This is a genomic window from Rhodanobacter sp. UC4438_H5 (genome assembly GCF_052978405.1).
In genome coordinates, this window is record NZ_CM129672.1 from 1,073,090 (window position 1) to 1,092,237 (window position 19,148).

The 19,148-nt window shown below is 65.6% G+C and carries 17 protein-coding genes and 2 pseudogenes; 8 read left to right on the forward strand and 11 right to left on the reverse strand.

Annotation, left to right across the window (positions count from 1 at the left end; genetic code table 11):
• Positions 1-17: 17 nt before the first annotated feature.
• The 8 genes and pseudogenes from ACVCL9_RS04940 to ACVCL9_RS04975 form a co-directional block, all read right to left on the reverse strand.
• Positions 18-1,067 (reverse strand): porin, encoded by a 1,050-nt coding sequence (locus tag ACVCL9_RS04940; protein WP_447099555.1) that lies wholly within the window; start codon positions 1,065-1,067, stop codon positions 18-20.
• Between the two features lie 10 nt (positions 1,068-1,077).
• A complete protein-coding gene (locus ACVCL9_RS04945) occupies positions 1,078-1,833 on the reverse strand; it encodes a c-type cytochrome (RefSeq protein ID WP_447098897.1) in 756 nt (251 codons plus the stop codon).
• A 239-nt stretch (positions 1,834-2,072) separates the two neighbouring features.
• Positions 2,073-2,750: a c-type cytochrome gene (locus tag ACVCL9_RS04950; RefSeq protein ID WP_447098896.1), complete on the reverse strand. Its 678-nt coding sequence runs from the start codon at positions 2,748-2,750 to the stop codon at positions 2,073-2,075.
• Positions 2,747-3,718: a substrate-binding domain-containing protein gene (locus tag ACVCL9_RS04955; protein ID WP_447098895.1), complete on the reverse strand. Its 972-nt coding sequence runs from the start codon at positions 3,716-3,718 to the stop codon at positions 2,747-2,749. The genes ACVCL9_RS04950 and ACVCL9_RS04955 overlap by 4 nt, the downstream gene beginning before the upstream one ends.
• Before the next feature lie 31 nt (positions 3,719-3,749).
• Positions 3,750-4,634 (reverse strand): metalloregulator ArsR/SmtB family transcription factor, encoded by an 885-nt coding sequence (locus tag ACVCL9_RS04960; protein ID WP_447098894.1) that lies wholly within the window; start codon positions 4,632-4,634, stop codon positions 3,750-3,752.
• A 112-nt stretch (positions 4,635-4,746) separates the two neighbouring features.
• Positions 4,747-4,998, reverse strand: a pseudogene (locus ACVCL9_RS04965) (integrase core domain-containing protein); the annotation flags it as partial.
• An 80-nt stretch (positions 4,999-5,078) separates the two neighbouring features.
• Complete coding sequence (locus ACVCL9_RS04970; RefSeq protein ID WP_447098893.1) at positions 5,079-5,270, reverse strand: hypothetical protein; 192 nt, start codon at positions 5,268-5,270, stop codon at positions 5,079-5,081.
• An 18-nt stretch (positions 5,271-5,288) separates the two neighbouring features.
• Entirely contained in the window at positions 5,289-5,534 is a 246-nt protein-coding gene (locus ACVCL9_RS04975; RefSeq protein ID WP_447098892.1) for a hypothetical protein, read from the reverse strand.
• A 198-nt stretch (positions 5,535-5,732) separates the two neighbouring features.
• Between ACVCL9_RS04975 and ACVCL9_RS04980 the strand changes: the two genes are divergently transcribed.
• The 4 genes and pseudogenes from ACVCL9_RS04980 (at position 5,733) to ACVCL9_RS04995 (ending at position 10,953) form a co-directional block, all read left to right on the forward strand.
• A complete protein-coding gene (locus ACVCL9_RS04980) occupies positions 5,733-7,019 on the forward strand; it encodes a site-specific integrase (protein WP_447098891.1) in 1,287 nt (428 codons plus the stop codon).
• 31 nt (positions 7,020-7,050) lie between these two features.
• Positions 7,051-10,038: pseudogene (locus ACVCL9_RS04985) on the forward strand (Tn3 family transposase); the annotation flags it as partial.
• A gap of 155 nt (positions 10,039-10,193) precedes the next feature.
• Positions 10,194-10,466 carry a hypothetical protein gene (locus ACVCL9_RS04990; protein WP_447098890.1) on the forward strand — a complete coding sequence of 91 codons (273 nt, stop codon included), beginning with the start codon at positions 10,194-10,196 and terminating at the stop codon, positions 10,464-10,466.
• Between the two features lie 112 nt (positions 10,467-10,578).
• Complete coding sequence (locus ACVCL9_RS04995) at positions 10,579-10,953, forward strand: response regulator (RefSeq protein ID WP_447098889.1); 375 nt, start codon at positions 10,579-10,581, stop codon at positions 10,951-10,953.
• A gap of 14 nt (positions 10,954-10,967) precedes the next feature.
• Here the strand turns inward: ACVCL9_RS04995 and ACVCL9_RS05000 are convergent, their stop codons facing one another.
• On the reverse strand, positions 10,968-13,766 hold the full coding sequence (locus ACVCL9_RS05000) for a PAS domain S-box protein (RefSeq protein WP_447098888.1): 2,799 nt from the start codon (positions 13,764-13,766) through the stop codon (positions 10,968-10,970).
• 288 nt (positions 13,767-14,054) lie between these two features.
• Between ACVCL9_RS05000 and ACVCL9_RS05005 the strand changes: the two genes are divergently transcribed.
• On the forward strand, positions 14,055-15,014 hold the full coding sequence (locus ACVCL9_RS05005; protein WP_447098887.1) for a cation diffusion facilitator family transporter: 960 nt from the start codon (positions 14,055-14,057) through the stop codon (positions 15,012-15,014).
• A gap of 386 nt (positions 15,015-15,400) precedes the next feature.
• Here the strand turns inward: ACVCL9_RS05005 and ACVCL9_RS05010 are convergent, their stop codons facing one another.
• On the reverse strand, positions 15,401-15,604 hold the full coding sequence (locus tag ACVCL9_RS05010; protein WP_447098886.1) for a hypothetical protein: 204 nt from the start codon (positions 15,602-15,604) through the stop codon (positions 15,401-15,403).
• 271 nt (positions 15,605-15,875) lie between these two features.
• On the opposite strand from ACVCL9_RS05010, the gene ACVCL9_RS05015 reads away from it, so the two are divergent.
• Together ACVCL9_RS05015 and ACVCL9_RS05020 are read left to right on the forward strand one after the other, a co-directional pair.
• Positions 15,876-17,030, forward strand: coding sequence for a mechanosensitive ion channel family protein (locus ACVCL9_RS05015; protein WP_447098885.1), 1,155 nt, complete (start codon positions 15,876-15,878; stop codon positions 17,028-17,030).
• A gap of 90 nt (positions 17,031-17,120) precedes the next feature.
• Positions 17,121-17,489, forward strand: coding sequence for a response regulator (locus ACVCL9_RS05020; protein WP_395118500.1), 369 nt, complete (start codon positions 17,121-17,123; stop codon positions 17,487-17,489).
• Between the two features lie 271 nt (positions 17,490-17,760).
• Here the strand turns inward: ACVCL9_RS05020 and ku are convergent, their stop codons facing one another.
• Positions 17,761-18,693, reverse strand: coding sequence for a non-homologous end joining protein Ku (gene ku, locus ACVCL9_RS05025; protein WP_447098884.1), 933 nt, complete (start codon positions 18,691-18,693; stop codon positions 17,761-17,763).
• A gap of 154 nt (positions 18,694-18,847) precedes the next feature.
• Here ku and ACVCL9_RS05030 point away from each other — a divergent pair, with 154 nt between their 5' ends.
• The gene (locus ACVCL9_RS05030) at positions 18,848-19,144 is read left to right on the forward strand and encodes a hypothetical protein (protein WP_447098883.1); all 297 of its coding nucleotides are present in this window, start codon (positions 18,848-18,850) and stop codon (positions 19,142-19,144) included.
• Positions 19,145-19,148 lie beyond the last annotated feature (4 nt).

Below are 19,148 nucleotides of genomic sequence, written 5' to 3' on the forward strand. Positions count from 1 at the left end.
GCTGCACTCAGCAGGCCTCAGTAGGCAATCTGCGCCCACACACCCACCTCGTTGGAGGAAGCCAGCGCACGCGAGGCATTGGCGAGGCGCTCGCGCTTGTAGACCGCCGCCAGCTGCAGCGAGCGGTTGACGTTCCATTCCAGGCCGAAGTTCGTATAGCGTTCGCGGCGCGCCGGATCCAGCAGTTCGCTGGTGTCGGCCCGATCGTGCCGCGCGAACAGGGCCCATTGCGGGTTGAGCTGCACGCTGGCCCATGCCGACCAGCCGCTGGCCCGATCGCCCTTGGGCGAGCGCACCTGGTTCCAGTCGGTGGCCCTGAAATACTGTACGCCCAGCCGGAAACGCTTGTCGGCGTAAGCGGCCATGGCATCCCAGCGACGCGCCGTGTTGTACACCGGCAGGTTGCCGCCACCCAGCGCACGCTTGCCGTCATAGCCACCGATGGCGATGATCGAGTGCTTGGTCGGTTGCCAGCCCACCAGCGATTCGACATCCGCCCGGTCACCGGTGCGCGGCTGTTTGAAGCCGCCGCCAGTGACCGCCGACACGGCATACTGGATCTGACCCTCGCCGCCGGTTTTGCCCAGCATGTGCACACCCCAGTCGGCCCCGACCCCGTAATTGAGCCGGTTGATCATTTCCTTTTCGACGTAGCGGTAGCCGTACCAGCTGTTGACCAGCGAGTTCCAGGGCAGGTACGCCGAACCGAACCGCAGCACCAGCGCCTTGCTGAACGCGCCTTCCAGGTAGGCCTGCTTGACCCACAGGTCGGTCGGCGACTGGTTGCGGGTCCAGTTGATGTCGGTGGTCAGGTGGGCCGACCAGATGGTGCTAAAGCGGTGATCGATGTCGATGTAGAAGCGCCGCAGGTCCGCCCCGTTCGGGCTCAGCTTGGTGCGTTTGCCGTTCTTGTATTGGTTGAGATGGGTGGCGTCGAGAAAGATCTTGCCGTTGAAGGTGGTCGCGCCGACCGGCGTGTCCGCCGCCGTGGCGGGAGCGGCCGCGCCTGTCGCGAGCGCAAGCGCGCACCACCCAGCCAGGTGGCGGCGATCGAACGAATAAATCATGGACATCCTCCTACTTCTTTGCGGGCTGGCTAGGCGCCGAACCCAGCAGGTGACCATTGACCGTGGTGCCATACAGCGACATGAGAGAGTCGTGGTACTGCTTGCGGGCCGCGGCCAGATCGCCCTTGAAGCGCGGGTCCTGCGGACGTTCGTGCGCGTCCATGTACATCGCCACGTCCCAGGCATCCTGGTCGCTCAGACTGCCGCCACGGCTGAGCGGCATGTTCGCCTTGATGAACGCGGCAGCGTTGTCCAACTGGTGCATACCCGCGCCCCAGTTGAACGAGTCCGGTCCCCACAGCGGCGGGAAGACGTACTCGCCGGCCACCTTCTGGCCCTGCCCGTCGGCGCCGTGGCAGAGCGCGCAGTTGGCGCCGAATACCTTCTCGCCGCGCGCATAGTCGGGCGGCTGCGGTGGCTTGAATCCCTTCTTCGGATAGCCGGCTCCGGCAAGCTTTGCGCCCACCGGGGCGCCGCTGGCCATCCAGAAGGCATAGGTTTCCAGCGCGACCATCTCCTTGCTGTCCAGCGGCGGCGCCTTGCCGTTCATGCTGAACTTGAAGCAGCCCTGCATGCGTTCGCCGAAACTGTTCACATGCTTGTTCTTGCTTCGGTATTGCGGGTACGTCACGTAGGCGCCCCACATCGGCGCCGAGTTGGCCAGACGGCCGGCGTCAAGGTGGCAGTTGGCGCACGTGAGCCCATTACCGACATAGGCCTTGGCCAGCGTGTCGGTGTGCACGAACAGCTCGCGGCCCTGCCGCACGACATCGCCGAACGGACCGGCGGGAATGGCCGACTCGGGCGGCGGCGAAAACGCCAGCGGCTTGCCGGCATCAGTCGGGAGCGCTGCGGGTGCGTGTGTCGGCGAGGCATTCCCAGCCGACGTCGCCGCACCGCCCGACGTTGCAGCGGCGGGGGTCCCCGCTGCGGCCGGCCCCTTGCCGGAGCAAGCGGCCAACGCTACGAAGGCAAGGCACCCAAGGACCTGCGCTGACCTGAGCATCATGGCTGTTCCCCCGTGGCTTGCAGTGGCTGGGCAGCGAACCAGGCGGCGATCGCGTTGATGTCGTTGTCGTCCAGTTTCTTGCTGATGTGCTGCATGAGTTGCAGCGGATCGTTATGCCGCATTCCTAGCTTCCAGGCCTTCAACTGCGCGGCGATATAGGTGGCCGACTGTCCGGCCAGCGGCGGAAAGCTCGCCCCGCCACCCACGCCGCCCGGCCCATGGCACTGCTCGCACGCGGGCACCTGCTGCGACCAGCGCCCGCGGGTGGCGAGCACGGCACCGACGCTGTCCGCAGCCGGCATCGGCGCGGCCGGCTTGCGCAGCGCCGGCGGAACCGGCAGCTGGCTGTAATGGGCCGCCATCGTCTGGCGCTCCTCCTCGGTGAGCGCGGTGGCGATCGGCTTCATCACCGGGTTGTTGCGTGCACCGCTGGCGAAATCATCCAGCTGCTGGCGCAGGTACGACGCGTTCAGGCCCGCCAGGCGCGGGTACCCCGCCGCCGATTGGCCGGCACCGTCGGCACCGTGGCAACTTTGGCAGGGCGGAGCGCCCTTGCCGTTGCCCTGACTTGCGATGGCGGCGGCGTCGGTGGCGAATACGCCGGGGGCCGCCGCGAACAGACTCAGGGCAAGGACCAGGAGAGGGCCTGCCAGCGGCCGACGCCGATAGCTCATCGTGTCGCCCCTTCGTGGACGGGCTGGAAACCGTATTTGCGATAGATCGCCTGTGCGGCCTGGCTCTGCATGAACGAGAGAAAATCCTTTGCCGCCTGCGGATGCGGGGCATCCTTCACGCGCGCGGCCGTATAGGTGGCGATCGAGTTCTGCTCGGCCGGGATCGCCACGGTCTCGACCGGGTGATGCAGGATGTGCTCCTGGAAGTAGGCCTCGGTGGACCACACCGGCGCCGCATCCGACTCTCCCTGCAGCACGCGCAAGGGGGACTGCCGATGATGAATGTGGGTGAGGAAGGTGCTGCCGTCGGCGACCTTGGTCTGCATGATCGCCTTGTCCAGCGCCTCGCCACCGGCCTTGCGGTAGCTCGCCTCGATCTGCCGCGCGATGCCCTCCCAGGCTGGGTTGGGCATGCTCACGCGCACGTCCGTCCGGCCCAGGTCGGCCAGCCCGCGGATGTGTTTGGGATTGCCCTTGGCGACCAGGATGGCCAGCGGGTTGCGGGCGTAGTCGTACGTTTCGGCGAACCAGCCGTGCTGCTTCTGGCGCTCGGCGATCGAGCCCTTGCCGGCGGTAAAGACGTCCGGACGCACTGCGATGCGCAGATTGCCCATGACCAGCGAGCCGGTCTCGATCTGCTTGGCCAGGATTCCCGGCGGCAGCGTCTCAACAAAGATGCGCTGGTACGTTGGATGGGCGGTACGAAACTCGGCCAGCAGGTCATGCACCACCATGAACTGGTTGCCGGCGAAGAACACCACCAGCTGCGGATCGACCACGTCGCCATGCAGGTCAGCGATCGCATCCACCGGCGGTGAGCTGAAGTGCACGCCACCGGCCGGCGTGGGATTCCACGGCGGCAGGTAGTCCGGTTTGCCGGTGCTGCTTGCAGCGGCGGTGGTAGTGGCGCCGGCAAGCATCAGCAGGACGATCGCGAGCGCGCGGGTCCGGCGGCGGAAGTCACGCATGGCGAAGCTCCTTTGAATCGGCACGTGGAGGTCACAGGGGCATCAGGGCGTACCCCTTCTGCTGCAACTCGGTGACCGTGGTAAGCAGGGACAAGGCCAGCGTCACCTGCTTGTCGATCGCCTCGTACGGGTAGCCGTGCTCGGCCACCGCCTGGCCGCAGACCGCCACGTCCACACCGGCCTTGCGCAGCTCACCGATCACCGGCAGGTTCGGATTGGCCACAGTGAACTGCTTGCGATAATGCAGATCGTCCAGCGTGATGGCGGTGGCGCCACCGGCGATGATCGCCACGAAGTGCAGATGACTGAGCGGTACGCCCGCGCTCGCATAGAGGTTGACCGTGCGTGCGACCCGTTCCAGCCCCGGGTTGATCTGATCCGGCTTGGCGGTCGCGCCGGTCAGGCTGAACACGACCTTGTAGCTGGCCTTGGCGTCCGGCTGATACGCCGCGTGGGGCAGTTCGTGCATGTGACCGGCCGAATGGATGACAGGGTTCTGCCAGAAACCATCGCCCGCCATCGCGCCGGTGCTTGTCAGCGCAAGGCTGAGAATGACGCCAAGAGTGGATGCCCGCTTGTTCATGCCATCATCTCCTTCAGTGGTGACTGACGCGCCCTCGACGCAGATGCCCGACAAAATGGCTGGCAACTGGGCGGAGGCGCGCTCGTCGATACGGTAGAACAACTGGCGCGCCTGCCGACGCTGGCTGACCAGGCCTTCCTCGCGCATCCGGGCCAAGTGCTGGGACAGCGCGGACAGGCCCAGGCCCAGTTCCTTGGCAAGCGCTCCCGCTGAGGTCTCCCCGCCCTTGAACAGCCGGCACAGGATCAACAGCCGCGAAGCGTTGCCTAGGGCGCGCAGCAGCTTCGCCGTGTCAGCCGCGCGTTGGTGTAGGGGGTCGCTCGTGCGCTTCATGAATACGCAATTTAGTGAAATATGAAACTACTCTAAGCTCCGGGTTGCCACTTGTCCATTTGGCCCGCCGGAAAACATCCTTCGACCCGAGTGGTCCCTACCCAAGGAACCGTCAATCTGTTGGAGGAAAACATCTGCCCGACCCCCGATTCCAGGGCCATCGGCCGGTAGGGATCCCGATCTTCTTTGGCACCTGAGAATTCGCTTGGGACCCGTGTTCTCGGGCGAATTCCGCAGAGGTTTTCCATGCCAGTGCAGTGTGGGGGCGCTCCTCGTTATAAAAGCCCCGCCACGCTTTGATTTTGCTCCGCGCATCCCCCGAGCGACAGAACCAATATTCGTTCAGACACTCCTGCCGCAGCCGGCCATTGAGGCTTCCACCAGCGCGTTATCGGTCGGCGCGCCACGTCGGGAAAAGTCCAGTTCCGCGCCATTCTCATATGCTCATCGGTCCATTACCTTGCCGGCAAACTCGCTGCCGTTATCGACCTTGATCGCAGCCGGGCTACGCTGGGCCAGTAGGCGCGCCATCGCTTCGGCCACATGCTCGCCGCGTAGCGACGGGTCGATCACGATATCTAGGCATTCGTGGGGTGAAGTGATCCACCATCGGGCGCAAGCGGAAGCGACGGCCATCGAACAGCGCCACCGCCATCACTCCTTCAGGTACGCATTGCACTCGTCTATCAGACGCTGTACATCCGGCTGGAGGGCGTCATGACGCTGAAGCAGGAGGGCGCGCACCTGTGCGATCTGTTCGTTGCTGGGGATAAGTTCAGAGGGGCTCTCCCACATCCAGTCGATCAGGAAGGAAAAGAGCGCCTCGACCGACATTCTGGCAATTTCGGAACAGGCCGGAATATCCATGCCCGAGCGCAGCACCGGGTTGTTCGCCCCCATGACTTTCCGTCGCTGCCAAAAAGGCACTCTCAGGCATGCCAAGACGATCATCGGGTTGGGTCATAATGCCCTCCGCAATTGCACAGTCACAGGTGCTTTCCTTGGACTGCCGCCGTGGATGGCCGTGAGCATAATGCACGGTACATCATGCATGGGCGCCCCTAGCGGGCATCAAGCCTCCGCCGCCTGATCGTGACGATGACCTCTCACTCGCTTGAAACCTATCTCGAAGCGGCGCAGCGGGAAAACACGCAACGCAGTTATGCCTCAGCGGTGCGCCACTTCGAGGTGAGTTGGGGCGGCCTGCTACCGGCCACGGCGGATACTGTGGCGCAATACCTTGCGGCTCATGCGACCACGCTATCGATCAATACGCTCCGACAGCGGCTGGCAGCGCTTTCGCAATGGCACCAGACGCACGGCTTTGCCGATCCCACCACGGCGGCGAGGGTCAAACAGACGCTTAAAGGCATCCAGGCGCTGCACCCGGCTCGCGAGAAGCGTGCTTCCCCCTTGCAGCTCACCGCTGTCGCCCGGGTCTCCGATTGGCTTGATGCCGCTGTCGCAGCGGCGGATCAGCGAGGGGACCGTGCTGCCGCGCTACGCGCCCGTCGCGATCGCGCCATGCTCTTGCTGGGATTTTGGCGCGGCTTCCGCGTTGACGAACTGGTCGGCCTCCACAGCGAGCATGTGACGGCGGTTCCTGGCCATGGCATGACGTGCTTCTTGGGGCGCAGCAAAACAGACCGGCAATTCGTCGGCACCACCTATCGGGTGCCCGCGCTCAGCCGGTGGTGCCCGGTGGCGGCGACGCTCGACTGGATTGCCATGGCGGGGCTCACCGAGGGCCCGCTGTTTCGTGGCATCACCCGCACGGGCGGGATCAGAGCCGGCGCCTTGCATGCCAACAGCGTGGTGCCCTTGCTACGGCGGCTTTTCATCCGCGCCGGCTTGGCCTCGCCGGAAAGTTACAGCGGCCACTCGCTACGGCGCGGGTTTGCCGGATGGGCCAGCGCCAATGGTTGGGACGTACGCGCCCTGATGGAGTACGTCGGCTGGAAAGACATGCACTCGGCACTGCGATACATCGACGCACCCGATGCGTTCGGCCAGCAGCGTATCGAAACAGCCCTCGCCAGCATGGCAATTTCGGAATTGCCGCCGGCTTCCTTGCCTGCACCGGCCAGCCAACCGCCGGTGACCGTCACCTTGATGCTCACGCTACGCCTGACGCCCCGGCGGAAGGGCCGCAGCGCCGCCAAAGCGCGGCAGACGATCGAAACCCTCTGTCTGTCACCGCACCGCGGTGTTGCCGTTAATCCCGACCGTACCCGCTACCAACTTCAGGTTGAGGCGACGGATGACCTCGACCTGGACCAGGTGGCATTCGAACTGATCGAAGACCTGTATCGCATCGCAGACAACCACGACTTGCAATTGGACGCATCGCTTCACGACGAAGCCGCTGAGCGCCACTGGAACTGACCTCTCGCCTGACACCGGAGATGCAAGACGCATGACAGCACCTCACGAGACCGCTTATCCGCGACTGAAGCAAGACCCCACCGCCCGCGAGCTGGATCTGCACTTCACGCCCTCCGCGGACGAGCTGGCCTTCGTGCAGGCCTTGAGCAAGCAACCGGCCATCCGTTTGGCCGTGATGCTTCACCTGAAAACCCTTCCTCACCGCGGGCACTTCGGCGCACTGAGCCAGATACCTGATCGCATCGTGCGGCATGTGGCTGACGCCTTGGGTTACCGGCGCGCCTTCAGTGCCAGCGATCTGGATACCTACGACGCCTCGCGCATGAAGCGCGATCACATCGCCCAGATTCGGCAGTACTTGAACGTGCGTCCCTTGGGCGAGCCCGGACGACAGTGGCTGCGGACGGTGGCTCAGCAAGCGGCCCAGACCAAGCACATGCTGCCGGACATCATCAACGTGATGGTCGAGGAGCTCTACCACCACCGGTATGAATTGCCCGCCTTTCGCACGCTGGATGACATCGCCACGGCCGCCCGTGAAAGCGTCCACGAAGGCCATTTCGAACGCATCGCTGCGTTGCTGACGCCAGCGGCGCGCAAGAGGGTCGATGAGCTATTAGTCGTCACTGCGGGCGACACGCATAGCGGCTGGCAGGCCCTGAAGCGCGAACCCAAGCGTCCCGGGAACAAGGAGGTGCGCTTTTATCTGCAGCACATCGACCGGTTACAAAAGCTCGCCGCGATGATTCCTGCGCTCGAAGTACCGGTGCCCAAGCTGAAATATTTCCGGGCGATGGCGCGAGCACTGGATGCCGGCGAGTTGGCCGAGCTCAAGCCTGCCAAGCGTTATGCCCTGGCCGCCGTGTTCATCCGTTCCCGGCACGGCAAGGCCTTGGACGATGCGGCGGACCTCTTCATTCGATTGCTGCAGAACCTGGAGAACACCGCTCAGAAGAATTTGATGGCCTACCAGGTGGAGCATTTGAAGCGCACCGACCACCTCGTAGCGCAACTGAAAGAGATCCTTCAGGCCTATCAAGTGGACGGAACCGACAGCCAGCGTATTGATGCCATTGGCGATGCCATCGGGTCGGACCTGACCAGAACGCTCGCCGAATGCGATGAGCATATGGCCTATGCCGGTAAGAACTTCCTGCCGTTCCTGGCCAAGCCGTACGCCCAGCAGCGAGCCTTGCTGCTCAACTGCCTGGACGTGATGGAGCTACGCACCTCATCCCAAGATCCCGCCATGGAACGCCTGATCAAAGCGCTGGCAGCACTACGGGCCCAGCGCAGGGATGTGGTGGAGGCGGCATCGCTGGGACTGAGCTTGGACCATGACTTTGGTTGGCTGTCGGCGAACTGGCGGCGGCATGTGTTCCCCAAGGATTGGGGTGTGGACCGGGTGGGCTGGATGCAACGGCGCTACTTCGAACTGGCGGTGCTCTTCCAGATCAAGGACGAGTTGAAGTCAGGCGACCTGTTTATCCCCGGCGGGGAGCGCTATGACGACTATCGCGAAGAGCTGGTCGACGAGAGCACCTTCCAGGAAGAACTGGACAACTACGGTGAGGTATCCGGTATCGCGACCGAGCCTACAACCTTCGTCGAAAAACTGCGGGAGCAACTTCGAACGAAGTGCCGCGAGGTGGACGCTCGTTTTCCCGAGAACGCGCACGCCGACATTGTTGACGGTCGGCTGATCCTCCGGAAGCTGCCGCGCACGGAATTGTCCAAGGCCATCGCGCTGGTCGACAGCCTCATCACCGAGCGCTTGCCCGAAACGAGCATCGTCGATGTGCTGGTCGATGCCACCAGCTGGGCGGACTTGAACCGACACTTTAAGCCGCTCGCCGGCACCCAAGCGCGCGTGCGTGACTTGCACCACCGCGTCGTGACCACGCTGTTCTGCTATGGCTGCAACCTCGGACCCACTCAGACCGCGAGATCGGTACGCGGCTTCAGTCGTCGGCAGACCGCTTGGCTAAACCTCAAGTACGTGACAGAAGACACCCTGGAGCGTGCCACGGTCGATACGATCAATCTCTACAACAAGTTCGAGCTTCCCGGCTACTGGGGCAGCGGTAAATCCGCGTCAGCCGATGGCACGAAGTGGAGCGTCTACGAGCAAAACCTGCTCTCGGAATACCACATCCGCTATGGCGGCTACGGTGGCATTGGTTACTACCACGTGTCCGACAAGTACATCGCGCTCTTCAGCCGTTTCATTCCTTGCGGCGCCTATGAAGCGATCTACATCCTCGATGGGTTGATCGAAAATCGATCCGAGATCCGGCCGGACACGGTGCACGGTGATACACAAGCCCAGAACTTCCCGGTGTTCGGCTTAGCCCATCTGCTGGGCATCGATCTCATGCCTCGCATCCGAAACATCAAAGACCTCTCGCTTTCCAAGCCGGACCCGCAAGCGTCTTACCCCAACATCCAGGCGCTGTTTGGCGACGGGAGCATCGACTGGACCCTGATCGAAACCCATCTGCACGACATGCTGCGCGTGGCCGTTTCGATCAAAACGGGCAAGATTTCTGCCTCCACCATTTTGCGCCGGTTGGGCAATTACAGCCGCAAGAACAAGCTCTACTTCGCCTTCAAAGAACTAGGGCGGGTCATCCGCACCTTGTTCCTGCTGCGCTACATCGACGATGCGGAAGTACGCAAGACGATCCAGGCGGCGACCAACAAGAGCGAGGAGTTCAACAACTTCACTAAGTGGGCCTTCTTCGGCGGGCAGGGGATCATCGCCGAGAACGTGCTGCATGAGCAGCAGAAAATCGTCGGTTACAACCACTTGGTGGCGAACCTGGTCATCCTCCACAACGTCGAGCAGATGTCCCGGGTCCTGGCCGAGCTCCGCGATGAGGGCGTCGAGATCAGTCCGGAGGTACTGGCCGGCCTGTCGCCCTATCGGACCGCGCACATCAACCGCTTTGGCGACTACACCGTCGACACGAGCAGGGAGGTCACGCCCATCGACTTTGCTCGCCGCATTCTTCATGCGGCCGAGGAGGCGGCAGCCGCTGAGCTGGACAACGAAGAGACGGTAGAGCGACAGCCTACAGCGACGTAATTCCTAAGCGGGGGCTAAGCGGGGGCCACACCTTAGGCGAGAAATTGCCGGTTTTTGGGTGGATCCCTGCCGACCCTCATGCAAAGATGTACTTCGAGGCGCTGGAGGAGCATCGCGCCGCCGGCGATCTGGTGCTCCCAGACCTGCTCGACACCGACGTCGGCAGCGAGCAGTTCTCCGGCCGCGCCAAGGTGTTGCGCGAACTGGTCGAACACCACGTCAAGGAGGAAGAGGAGGAGATGTTCAAGGAGGCGAAGAAGCTGCTTTCGGCCGCCGAGCTCAAGGCACTGGGCGCACGCATGGAACAGCGCAAGGTCGAACTGGCCAAGCAAGTCGGTGGCTCGCGCGGCAAGGCTTGAACCGCGAACGCAACGGGGAAAGACGGACACCCCGGACGGCGATCCCAAACCGCCGTCGGCGGCCTACAATGCGACTTTGACGGGCGCCAGGGTCACGGAAATGGAAGCGGAAATGGAAGACTGCAAGCGCGTGCTGGTGGTCGAAGACGACCCCGTGGTGGCCATGGTGATGGAAGACACGCTGCGGGCGATGGGCCTGGAGGTGCTGGTCGACCTCAATCTGGTCGACGCGCTCAACGACGTCGAGGCCACCCGGCTCGATGCGGCGATGATCGACGTGGGCTTGCGCGGCGAGAATGCGTGGCCGGTGATGGCCGCCTTGCAGAAGCGCAACGTCCCGTTTGCAGTGATGTCCGGTGGCGACCTCAGCGGGTTGGCGCAGGAGTTTCCGCGGGTTCGCATGGTGAACAAGCCGGTGTCGGTGGATACGCTGCAGCAGATCGTGCGCGAGCTGCTGGCTTCGCCGCCCGCTTCGGCGGGCGGTTGAGCAACCCGACCGGCTCAGTTCGCGTCGTCGCCGTCCGCGACATCGCCCAGCATCCGCTGCAACCGCTCGGTCAGCGCGCTCACCGTGAACGGCTTGGTGATCAGCTCCATGCCGGCGGCGAAACCCTTGCTTGAGGCCGCGTCGGCGGCATAGCCCGTCATCAGCAGTACTTTCAGTTCGGGCTGGCGCGCGCGCAGCGTGTCGGCCAGCGAGCGGCCGCTCATGCCCGGCAGGCTGATGTCGGAGATCAGCATGTGCAAGTGGCCGTGCGATTCCAACGCGGCCAGGGCGGCATCGGCGTCCGGCGCCTCCAGCACCGCGTAGCCCAGCTGGTGCAGTACCTCTACCACCACCTGGCGCACCACCTGTTCGTCTTCCACCACCAGCACCACTTCGCCGTTCGACGGGCGCGGGGTGGCCTCGGCCTGATCGTGCCCTGGGCGCGCCAGCTCGACATGGCGCGGCAGATAGAGCTTGATCGAGGTGCCCTCTCCCGCCGCGCTGCGGATGTCGCAATAGCCGTTCGACTGCCGTGCGAAACCATAGACCATCGACAGGCCCAGGCCGGTGCCCCGCCCGGTCGGCTTGGTGGTGAAGAACGGCTCGAAGGCATGCTCCAGCACCTCCGGGGCCATGCCGGTGCCGTTGTCGACGACCTCGATGCAGATGTATTGCCCGCTGTCCGCCTCCAGCCAGTTGCCGCTCTCGATCGAGCCCGCGTCCAGGTTGCTCGAACGGATCAGCAGGTCGCCGCCGTCGGGCATCGCGTCGCGCGCGTTGATGGTCAGGTTCAGCAAGGCGCTTTCCAGCTGGTTCGGATCGCACAGGGTCAACCACAAGTCGTCCGCCAGCTCGAAGCGCAGCGTCACCGCCTCGCCGAGCGTGCGCTGCAGCAGTTCTTCCATCGACGCGATCAACGGGTTGGCCGCCACCGGACGCGGGTCCAGCGGCTGGCGGCGAGAGAAGGCCAGCAGGCGATGCGTCGTCGCCGCAGCGCGATTGGCCGAGTTGAGCGCGCCCTGGACGAAACGCTGCAACGTGGCGGCGTCGCCCGAGCTGGCGTGCAGCTGGATCAGATCCAGTGAACCGATGATGCCTTGCAGCAGGTTGTTGAAGTCGTGGGCCAGGCCGCCGGTGAGCTGGCCGACGGCTTCCATCTTCTGCGCCTGGCGCAGTTGCGCTTCGATCCGGATCTTTTCGCTGAGGTCGCGGATGAATACGTTGGTACGCGATTCGCCGTGCAAGGACAGGCTGCTGACGCTCAGTTCCACCGGGATCGTTTCGCCCACGCGGTTGACCATCTCGCTCTGCCGTGTCGCCCCGCGCCTGGCGCCCCGCGCCGGGCTGGGTTCGAGGTCGGCCAACAGTCGCTCGGGATGACCGGGCGGACCGACCAGGGTCGCCAGCGGCTTGCCGCGGGCCTCCGCGCGCGACCAGCCGAACATTGCCTCGGCCTGCGGGTTCCAGCGCACGATGCGGCCGGCGCCATCGAGCTGGGCAAAACCGTCCAGCGCGGAGTCGATGATGCCGCGTGCCAGTTGGTCGCTCTCGGCCAGCGCCGTCTCGGCCTGCCGGCGCCGCGAGATGTCGCGGGTGATCTTGGCGTAGCCGACCAGCACGCCATCGTCGTATATCGGGTCGATCACCACGCTGGCCCAGAAGCGGCTGCCGTCCTTGCGCACCCGCCATCCCTCGGCCACGTAATGGCCTTCCCGCCTGGCCGTTTCCAGCGCCGTCTGTGGCGTGCCGCGACTGCGTTCTTCCGGCGGATAGAAGCACGAGAAATGCTGGCCGATGATCTCCTCGGCGCGGTAGCCCTTGATGCGTTCCGCGCCGGTGTTCCAGTTGGTGATGATGCCGCGCGGGTCCAGCATGAAGATCGCGTAGTCGGTCACGTTGGACACCAGCAGCTGGAAATACCGTTCGCTGCGGCTCACGCCCGCCATGCCGGCTTCCGCGACGCGGGTGCGCTCGGCCATCCGTCGCTTCAGGTGGCTGTTCAGATCCTTGCTGGCCTGCCCTGCCTCACGCGGATCGGGGATGTCCACCAGCATGTTCACCGCGCCGGTCAGCACGCCCCCGTCGAACAACGGCGTGGAATAGGCGGCGAACGCGATCCGCCGGCCATCGGCCCGTTGTGCCAAGGCGATGTCGCCATGAATCGCCCGCGCTTCGCGCACCGCCCGCGCCATCGCGCACTGCTCGTGCGGCAGCGGCGCGCCATCGGCCTGGAACAGTCGCGCAAACAGACACCATTTCTCGCCCGGCATCGGGCGCCGCCCGGCCAGCTCCACGGCCGCTTCATTGAAGAAGGTGATGGCGCCTCCGGCATCGGTGCCATGCACGGCGATCGGCAAGGCCTGCAGCAACTGCTGCGAGAGGCGACCGCGCTCCGCCGTGGCGCGCTGGCGCGAGTTCTGGTCCTTGACGTCGATGGTGATGCAGCGCGAGTGCACGAACTGGCCGCGCTCGAAGCGTCCACTGGAGCTGATCTGCACCTGGCGCACCCGGCCGTCACCGCCGATCAGCCGCGCCGGCCGCTTGTCCACCGATTCGCCGGCGCGCACCCGCGCGAGCAGCGCGCACAGGTTGTCGTCGTCGGCATCGAAATCGGCCAGGTTGTGGCCCACATACTCGTCGCGGCGATAGCCCAGCAGGTCCAGCTCGGCCTGGTTGGCACGCAGGATCGTGCCGTCGGCCGCGACCAGCCGCATGCCCACCGCGGCATGTTCGAAAAAATCCTCCGCGTCGCTCATCCCCTTCCTGTCGCCGCCGTGCCCGGCCGCATGGGGTGGTGAGGTGGAATCTGCCATGCAACGCATCCCGTCCCGATTCGAAAGCAGCCTGTCCCGTCAGGAAGAAACCCCGCGTGCGACGGCATGGTTCACGACCGTCTCACGGCGCCATCCCCAGTCTGTGGCGCGATCACTATGCACCGCCCCCGCGGGCGTTGCCAGCCACGCCAGTCAAGCCGACCGCCCGCACAGCCCACGCCAATGTCAGAACAACGCACCATCGTCACCACGCACCGGCACGCATCCGCGCTCGCCACGCGCCTGGCTGGCAACCGCAACCGCGTATCGGGCATGGCGGGCTGAGTCATGGCCTCCGCTTCGCACAAGGTGGTCTACGTCGCGCTGGGCGGCAACCTGATGATCGCGATCGCCAAGTTCGTGGCGGCCGGGCTGTCCGGCAGCTCGGCAATGCTGAGCGAGGGCGTGCACTCGCTGGTGGACACGGTGAACGAAGTGCTGCTGTTGTACGGCTTGCATCGCGCCGGCATGCCGCCGGATCGCAGCCATCCGTTCGGCTATGGCCGCGAGCTGTATTTCTGGAGTTTCATCGTGGCGCTGCTGGTGCTGGCGGCAGGCGCAGGCGTGTCGTTCTACGAAGGCGTGATGCACATCCGCGAACCGGAGGCGATCAAGCGGCCGTGGATCAACTACGCGGTGCTTGGCGTGTCGTTCCTGTTCGAAGGCACTTCGTGGCTGGTGGCGCTGCGCGAGTTCCGCGCGCGCAAGGGCAAGCTGGGCTACTTCGAGGCGTTCCGGCTGAGCAAGGACCCGAGCACCTTCACCGTCCTGCTGGAAGACAGCGCGGCCTTGCTGGGCCTGCTGATCGCGCTGGCCGGCGTGGTGGGCGCGCAGGCCTTCGACGCGCCTGTGCTCGATGGCGTCGCCTCGCTCGGTATCTCCGGCGTGCTGGCCTCGTTTGCCCTGCTGCTGGCGCGCGAGACCAAGGGCCTGCTGATCGGCGAACCGGCGCACCCGAGGGTGAGCGGTTCGATCCTGGCGATCGCTGCCGCGGACCCCGGCGTGCATGCCGCCAACGGCGTGCTGACCGTGCAGATGGGACCGAACCAGGTGGTGGCCACGCTGAGCGCCGAGTTCGAGGATGCACTGACCACGCCGCAGATCGAGGCGTGCATCAACCGCATCGAGGCGCAGGCCAAGACGATCCATCCCGAACTGCTGTCGCTGTTCATCAAACCGCAGACAGCCGAAACCTGGCGTGAGCGGCGCCGGTACGTCGAGGCGGCGGGTGACCAGCTGACCTCGTGAGCTGCCGCACGCGGCTGCCCGAAGCGGCGGTAGAACGGGCGCTGCACGCGGCCGGCCTGGAGGATGAAGCCACCGTGGTCACCGCGCGGCTCGAACCCAGCTGATCCGCGGCGGGAGGCCGTGAGCGCCGTGCGGCGCCCAGTTCGACCACGTTGACCAGATTGCCCGCCTCGTCCCACAGCGCCTGGTCGTCCTGCCAGACCAGCCAGCCAGCTCGCACGCGGCGCAGCCGCAATCGCCGTGGCACTCGCCGCAACGTTCGGTGCAGGTGCAAGCGGCCCGCCGGCGCACGTCGACCGCGCCATTCAATCGCAGGTAGCCATCCGGCGGCCAGCGACGGATGCCCTCGCGCGTCGGCAGCTCCGGTGGCGGGGATGGGGCGGCGTTCACCTGCACGGCCTTGCCGCCGACGGCCGGTCGCGCCCGGGGGGCGGCTGCGACGGCGGCAGCTCGGGTTCGTTCGGCGTGGGCTGCGGTTCCGTGGGATCGGGGAACGGCGGCGGTGCGGGATCGGGCGGCTGGTATTCGGGATCGCCGGCGGATGATGGCGGGACGCTGGACAGCATGATCGGCAGGGAGTGCGATGGCATGAGCGGTCTCCTCGGGACGTGGCTCGATCCTCGCCGTTTCCGCGCCGATTTCCCGTGAGATTCGCGCGACGCGATCGTGAGCAAGTTTCGCCGAAGAAGTGACGCTTGCTGTTGACTCGCCAGGAGCGATCCCACCCCAGCCCTCCCCTGCGCGCAAGGGTACGAGCGCTGCATCAAGGGCCTTCGCCGGGGCGCCATCGCTGGAAGCTCGAGGGCATGGCCCGGCCGCATGCCCACGCGATGTCGACACCGCGCCGTGCAGGCTGGGTGCATGGCCGATATCTTCACCGTGTGGTGGCAGTTGTGGCAGCAGCATGTCGCGGTGCGGCTGGGCGTGACCGTGGTGGCCGGTTTGTTGCTGGCGCTGGTGCTGCGTGTCGCGATCCACGCCGTGCTGCGGCGGCTCGCGGGCGATCGCCCGGTGATCGCCGACCTGATGCAGCGCGCCCACGCGCCGCTGCAGTGGCTGCTGCCTCTGCTCTCGCTTTTGCTGGTGCTGCGCTATGGCCCCGCACTGGACTCGGCACCGATGGCACTGGTCGAGCATCTGTTGCTGATCGGTTTGCTGGCTGCCGGCACCTGGCTGGTGGTGCGTTGCGTCGGCGCGTTCGAGGGCGCCGCGGTGCGGCGCTATCCGATGGATGCCGCGGACAACCTGCAGGCTCGTCGGGTGGTCACCCAGGTGCGCGTGCTGGCGCGCACTGCCGACGTGGTGGTGATCGTGCTGGGCACGGCGATCATCCTGCTCACCATTCCCGGCGTGCGCCAGCTCGGCGCCAGCCTGCTCGCCTCCGCCGGCGTGGCCGGGCTGGCGATAGGACTGGCGGCGCGGCCGGTGCTGAGCAACCTGATCGCCGGCCTGCAGATTGCGCTGACCCAGCCCATCCGTCTCGACGACGTGGTGATCATCGAAGGCGAATGGGGCCGCATCGAGGAGATCGCCGGAAGTTACGTGGTGGTGCGCATCTGGGACGAACGCCGGCTGGTGGTGCCGCTCAACTGGTTCATCGAGCATCCATTCCAGAACTGGACGCGCCGCAGTTCGCAGCTGATCGGCACGGTGTTCCTGATGCTGGATTTCCGCACGCCACTGGCGCCGCTGCGCGAGGAGTTCAAGCGCCTGTGCGAGGCCTCGGAGCAGTGGGATCGTCGCGTATGCGTGCTGCAGGTCACCGACGCCACCGAGCAGACGATGCAACTGCGCATGCTGGTGAGCTCCACCGATTCGGGCCGCAACTTCGACCTGCGTTGCCAGGTGCGCGAGGGACTGATCGCCTTCGTTCAGGCGCACTACCCGCACGCGCTGCCACGCTGGCGCGGCGAGCTGGATCGTGGCCAAGAATCCGCCGCGCCGATGCCGCCGGCGCCGGCACCGCAGCGCGCGCCGTCGGCCGAAGACGGCGGCCCCGAGCGTCGCGCCAGCTGAACGGCAGCCGACGTTCTGCGACGTCTTTCACGGCGTGCGGACCAGGCCGATGCCAAGGTCACGACGACGCCGACGACGGGAGTCACGCGCATGTTTCCCAAACGGGTGCTGCTGGTGGAAGACGACCCCGATACCCGCGAGATCACCGCACTGCTGCTGCAGCACGCAGGCTACACGGTGATCGTGGCGCACGACATCGCCAGCGGCGTGGCGGAGTCGGAAGCACGGCAGGATTTCGGCGTGATCGTGACGGACATGTATCTGGGCCGCGGCCAGACCGGCATCTCGCTGATTCGCAGCCTGCGGGACAGCGGCTCGCGCACCCCGATCGTGCTCACCTCCGCGCACGAGGAAGCATCCATCGCCGCCCGCGACATGAAGGTGCTGTTCCTGCCCAAGCCGTACGGCCGGCAGGCCCTGCTGTCGGTGGTGGCCATGGCGCGCGTGTGTGGCGTCTGAACGATGCTGCCGCCTCATCGCTGCGGCACGACAGTGTCACGCCCGCTTGCCGCACCGCGCGGTCTGCCGGGAGCTCGCCCGTGGCCCGGGAGATTGCGCCTGTCCCATCGGAAGCGACCCGCGCACGGCGGCAGCGCCCGGTATCGGCACGCACGCCGAGCGGAGCAAGTGAATGGTCGCCGCCGACAGCCCCGGTTGCTCCCACCTGGCGTGCTCGTGGCAGTGCCAGCACCTGCACGCTGGCTTCGGCATGGTTTTGAACCGGGGTAGTTCAGCTTGCCTTGTGGCGGGAGGCGCGCTTTTTCGCTGACGCTTTTCTCGTCGCGGACTTCTTCCTGGCCGTGGTCGTGGTGGTTCGCTTGTCCCCTTTCCCGCCCGCCGCCGACTTCTTCGCCGGCGTGCGCTTGTTGCTGGCCAGGCTCTGCTGCAGCAGCGACATGAAGTCGACCACGTTGGTGGTGGCGTTCTCCGGCATCGTCTCCTCGTCTTCCGGTTCGGTGGTCACCACGCCTTTCGACTTCATCCGCTTCTCGATCACCTTGCGCAGGCGATCACGGAACTCGTCGCGGTACTCGGCCGGATTCCACTCGTCGCTCATCGACTCGATCAGCTGCTCGGCCATCTGCAGCTCCTTGGCCGAGATGCGGTAATCCGACGCTGTCCCTGCGGGAATCTTGTAATCCTCCGCGTCGACCAGCTCCTGTGGGTAGCGCATCAGCATCAGCATCAGCGCATCCCCCCGCGGCACCACTGCGGAGAGGTATTCGCGCGTGCGGATCACCACCCGCGCGATGCCGATGCGGCCGGTGCGCTTGAGCACCTCGCGCAGCAGCACGTAACCCTTCTCCGCCTTCTTGCCCGGCAACAGGTAGTACGGCTTCTCGAAGTATTCCGGGCCGATCGAGTCGGCCTCGACGAAGGCTTTCACGTCGACCGCCTCGCGCCCCTCGGCGGCGGCCGACTTGATGTCCTCCGGCTCCAGCACGACGTAGTTGCCCTTGGCGTATTCGAACGCCTTGACGATCTCCTTCCAAGGCACCTCCTCCCCGGTCTCGGCGTTCACGCGCTCGTACCGGACCGGCGTGTTGCTGCGGCTGTCCAGCATGCGGAAATGCAGGTCCACGCTGCGCTCGCCGGTCATCAGCGACACCGGCACGTTGAGCAGGCCGAACGACAGGGTTCCGCTCCAGATGGGTCGTGCCATGGCTTCAGACTCCGGCAGCGAACAGGTCGACAGACTATTCCGGTTTGTGCGTGCAGGGGCTGTCAAACGTGCCGTGCGAATCACGCACACGCTTCACCTGCGGCGCACGCCGGGCGCACTACGGTGCGTCGCGTCGCCACCGCGGAGCCATCCGATGCCTGTCGCCGAACGCAGCAAGGCTGCCCGAACCGCCGTCAAACGCCGGCGTCCGATCCGGGCTGCCACCGGACAGGCCGAACGACGCAAGCCTGCCAGCGGTCCGGTGTGGACCTCGCCGAATTCGGCGGACCAGTCGGCGCAGAAGGTCGGCGAGTTCGGCGCATCCAGCGCGATGGGCCGCCCGGTGCAGCCGGAGCAATTGGCGCCGTCCCATGTCTTCCTCGCGGCGCCGTCGTGCGCCAGCTGCCTTTCCGGCGCGGTGCTGCCGGTGACGAGCGGCCCGACCGGCTGAGCGA